The sequence below is a fragment of the Ruegeria sp. CJ9 genome (genome assembly GCF_056536625.1).
In genome coordinates this window covers 1-4,457 of record NZ_JBQFPY010000024.1, presented here as the reverse complement: position 1 = coordinate 4,457, position 4,457 = coordinate 1, and the positions used below count along the sequence as shown (strand labels likewise).

Here is a 4,457-nt window from a genome sequence, read left to right as displayed (position 1 = left end):
CTGCGTCGAGGTATGCGTCCATTGGTGGGCATGTGCAGACGAGGTTTCGGTCGCCATATGCGTTGTCGACGCGGTTGACGGGGGACCAGTATTTGTCGACGCCCATGGAGCCCGGCGGGAAGCAGGCCTGTTCTCGGGTGTAGGGGCGATCCCAGTCGCCGACCAGATCGCGCACCGTGTGGGGGGCGTTTTTCAGCGGGTTGTTGTCCGCGTCGATCTTGCCGTCGATGATGTCCTGCGCTTCGGCCCGGATGGACAGCATGGCGTCGCAGAAGCGGTCGAGTTCCGCCATGGGTTCCGATTCCGTGGGCTCGACCATCAGGGTGCCGGCCACCGGCCAGGACATGGTGGGCGCGTGGAAGCCTGAATCGACTAGACGTTTGGCGATGTCGTCGACGCTGACATGGGCCGCCTCGTCCAAGGGACGGGTGTCGAGGATGCATTCATGCGCCACACGGCCCGTTTCCGAGGTGTAGAGGATCGGATAGGCCTCGCTCAGACGCGCCGCGATGTAGTTGGCGTTCAGGATCGCCACTTTCGTGGCCTGGGTCAGACCCGCGCCACCCATCAGCAGCACATAGGCCCAGCTGACCGGCAGAATGGACGGCGAGCCGAAGGGCGCGGCCGAGACCGGGCCGATGGCACTGCCGTATTCCGGGTGGCCGGGCAGATGCTCTTCCAGATGCGCCTTGACGCCGATCGGACCCATGCCGGGGCCGCCGCCGCCATGCGGGATGCAGAAGGTCTTGTGCAGGTTCAGGTGGCTGACGTCGCCGCCAATGTCACCCGGACGCGACAGGCCGACCATGGCGTTCATGTTGGCACCGTCGATATAGACCTGACCGCCGTGATCATGGGTGATCTGGCAGACCTCCTGCACGGTGGTCTCGAACACGCCATGGGTGGACGGATAGGTGATCATGCAGGCAGCCAGATGATCGCTGTGCTTTTCCGCCTTGGCGCGGAAATCGGCGACATCGATGTTGCCGTTCTCATCCGCCTGCACCGGCACAACCTGATAGCCCACCATCTGCGCCGAGGCCGGGTTGGTGCCATGCGCCGAGGTCGGGATCAGGCAGACATTGCGGTGCGCCTCACCCCGCGATGCGTGATAGTTGCGGATGGTCAGCAGGCCCGCATATTCGCCCTGCGCGCCCGAGTTGGGCTGCTGGGAGATCGCGTCATAGCCGGTGATCTGGCACAGCTTGTCGTTCAGATCCGCAATCATCTCGTGATAGCCCTGCGCCTGATCTTCGGGGCAGAACGGGTGCAGGTTACCAAACTCGGGCCAGGTGACCGGGATCATCTCGATCGTGGCGTTCAGCTTCATGGTGCAGGACCCCAGCGGGATCATCGCCCGGTCCAGCGCCAGGTCGCGGTCGGCCAGACGGCGCATATAGCGCGTGATCTCGGCCTCGGCCCGGTTCTGGTGGAAGATCGGATGGGTCAGATAGGCGCTTTCGCGCAGCGCGTAATCCGGCAGGCGGTAGGCCACGTTCGAGCTGTCATCCTTGCGGTCGATGCCGAAGGCGCCCCAGACGGCCTCGATGGTCTCGGGGCGGGTCTGTTCGTCCAGGCTGATGCCCACCTTGGTATCACCGACCTTGCGCAGGTTGACGCCACGGGCCACGGCGGCCTCCATCACGACGTTCTGCAGGTGGCCGACCTCAACCGTGATGGTGTCGAAGAACACTTCCGGTTCCACGGCAAAGCCCGCCTCTTCCAGACCGGCAGCCATGCGCGAGGTCTTGCGATGCACCGATTGCGCGATGGCCTTGATGCCGTCGGGGCCGTGGTACACGGCATACATCGAGGCGATGACCGCCAGCAGCGCCTGCGCTGTGCAGACGTTCGAGTTGGCTTTCTCGCGGCGAATGTGTTGCTCGCGGGTTTGCAGCGACAGGCGGTAGGCCTTGTTGCCGCGGCTGTCGATGCTGACACCGATGATCCGGCCGGGCATCGACCGCTTCAGCTTGTCGGTGGTCGCCATATAAGCGGCGTGCGGGCCACCATAGCCCATTGGTACGCCAAAGCGCTGGGTCGAGCCAATGGCGATATCCGCGCCCATCTCGCCCGGTGACTTCAGCAGCGCCAGCGACAGGATGTCGGCGGCGACGATGGCAATCGCCTTGTGTTCGTGCAGCGCCGCAATCTCGGCGGTGAAGTCGCGCACATGGCCATGCGTGCCGGGATACTGGAAGATCGCGCCAAAGACGGCACCTGCATCCAGCGCATCGGGGTCGCCGACCTGCACGTCGATGCCCAGCGGCTCAGCCCGGGTTTTGATCACCGCGATGGTCTGCGGGTGGCAGTTGCGGTCGACAAAGAAGGCCGCGTTGTTGGCCTTGGAGCGACCGCCGCGCTTGGCCATCGCCATCGCTTCGGCAGCGGCTGTGGCTTCATCCAGCAGCGAGGCGTTGGCCACGTCCAGCCCGGTCAGATCGCTGACCATGGTCTGGAAGTTCAACAGCGCCTCAAGACGGCCCTGGCTGATCTCGGGCTGATACGGCGTATAGGCGGTGTACCAGGCAGGGTTTTCCAGGATGTTGCGCAGGATCGGCGCCGGCGTGGTGGTGCCGTAATAGCCCTGACCGATCAGCGAGGTCAGAACCTTGTTCTTGCTCGCCACCTCTTTCATGTGAAAGAGCGCATCGCGTTCCGTCATCGCCGGACCCCAGTCCAGCGGCTCTTTCTGCCGGATCGCAGGCGGCACCGTGGCGTCGATCAGCTGGTCCAGCGTCTTGAAGCCGATCACCTTGAGCATGTCGCGCATCTCGGTGGGCGACGGGCCGATGTGGCGGCGGTTGGCGAAGTCATAGGCTTCGTAATCGGTCAGTTTGAAGGCCATTGCAGCGCTCCTGTCGAAAAGGTCAGGTCCGGCGGAGACTGCGGGAGCCTCCGGCGGAGAGTGAGGGCCGTCCCGGAATCTGTCCGGTGGACAGATTCAGGCCCGAACGGGCGGAGCCCCAGGGACAGGGCTCCGACATAGATTTACCCGATGAAGGACTTGTAGCCGGCTTCGTCCATCAGATCCTCAAGCTGCGCGGCATCCGCGATCTTGATCTTGTAGATCCAGGCCTCGCCCTCGGGGTCTTCGTTCAGCGCGCCGGGGTTGTCGGCCAGCGCCTCGTTGACCTCGGTGATCTCGCCATCGACCGGCGCATAAAGCTCGGACGCGGCCTTGACGGATTCGATCACGCCGATCTCGCCGCCTTTTTCGAACTCGTCGCCCGCTTCCTGCTGCTCGACGAAGACCACTTCGCCCAGCTGCTCAGCCGCGTGTTTGGTGATGCCCAGAGTGGCCGTGTCCCCTTCGACGGTCAGCCATTCATGCTCTTCGGAATAATAGGTTGCCATGTCTCTCTCTCCTGACTTCAACGCTTGTAATTCTGTTTGACGAAGGGCAGCGCCACGATCTGCGCCGGTTGCGCCTTGCCCCGGATGATCAGATTGACCTTCTCGCCCGGCTCACCATGACCCTTGCTCACATAGCCCATCGCAACGGGACCGCCGACCGTGGGGCCAAAGCTGCCCGAGGTGATCTGGCCGATGGTATTGCCCTCGGCACATTGGACTTCGACGCCCTGACGCGCGGGGGCGCGACCGTCGGGCTTGATGCCCACCAGCTTGCGCGCAGGACCCTCGGCCAGTTCCTTTTGTACGCGGTCCGCACCCGGAAAACCGCCTTCTTCCTTACGGCGCTTTTGAATGGCCCAGCCAAGGGACGCCTCAATCGGCGAGGTCGTCTGGTCGATGTCATTGCCATAGAGGCACAGACCCGCCTCCAGCCGCAGGCTGTCGCGCGCGCCCAGACCCGCAGGTTCGCAATCCTCATGCGCCAGAAAGGCCTTGGTGACCTCGATTGCCTTGTCTTCGGGGATCGAGATCTCATACCCGTCCTCGCCGGTATAGCCCAGCCGCGAGATGCGGCATTCGACACCGTTGATGTCGGCGACGGTGGTTTCCATGAACTTCAGGTCCCGCGCCGCCGGGCACAGTTCGCCCACGACATCTTCGGCCTTGGGGCCCTGAACCGCCACCAGCGCGCGGTCGAAGATCTCGGTCACTTCAACGCCTTCAAGGTTCGCTTTCATATGCGGAATGTCCTGATGCCGCAGCGCCGCGTTCACCACCACAAAGAAATGATCCCCCGCATTCGACACGATCAGATCATCCATGATCCCGCCGTCTTCGTTCGTGAAGAACCCGTAGCGGGCTTTGCCTTCCTTCAGCGTCGCATAAGCCTGCGGACAGATCGCCTCAAGCTTCGCGCCTACATCCTCACCGCGCAGGATCACCTGACCCATATGCGACACATCAAACACCGCCGCCTTCTCACGACACTGCTTATGCTCACCCATGATCCCCAGCGGATACTGAACAGGCATCTCCCAACCCGCAAAATCAACCAGCTTGCCTCCCAACTCAACATGGAGATCGTAGAGAGGAGTGCGTTT

At 63.1% G+C, this 4,457-nt stretch carries 3 protein-coding genes; all 3 read right to left on the bottom strand.

The window, feature by feature from the left end; genetic code table 11:
- Positions 1–2,848 (bottom strand): aminomethyl-transferring glycine dehydrogenase (gene gcvP / locus ACR0AJ_RS21005; RefSeq protein WP_480741855.1); only part of this gene is annotated, 2,848 nt, incomplete at its 3' end.
- A gap of 143 nt (positions 2,849–2,991) precedes the next feature.
- Entirely contained in the window at positions 2,992–3,357 is a 366-nt protein-coding gene (gene gcvH, locus ACR0AJ_RS21000) for a glycine cleavage system protein GcvH (RefSeq protein ID WP_170352139.1), read from the bottom strand.
- Positions 3,358–3,374: 17 nt separating this feature from the next.
- Positions 3,375–4,457: glycine cleavage system aminomethyltransferase GcvT (gene gcvT / locus ACR0AJ_RS20995; protein ID WP_170352138.1), on the bottom strand; the 1,083-nt coding region annotated here is incomplete at its 5' end.

Excerpts from the sequence above, each read along its gene's own strand:
- gcvH (WP_170352139.1), bottom strand. The coding sequence starts at position 3,357 with ATGGCAACCTATTATTCCGAAGAGCATGAATGGCTGACCGTCGAAGGG.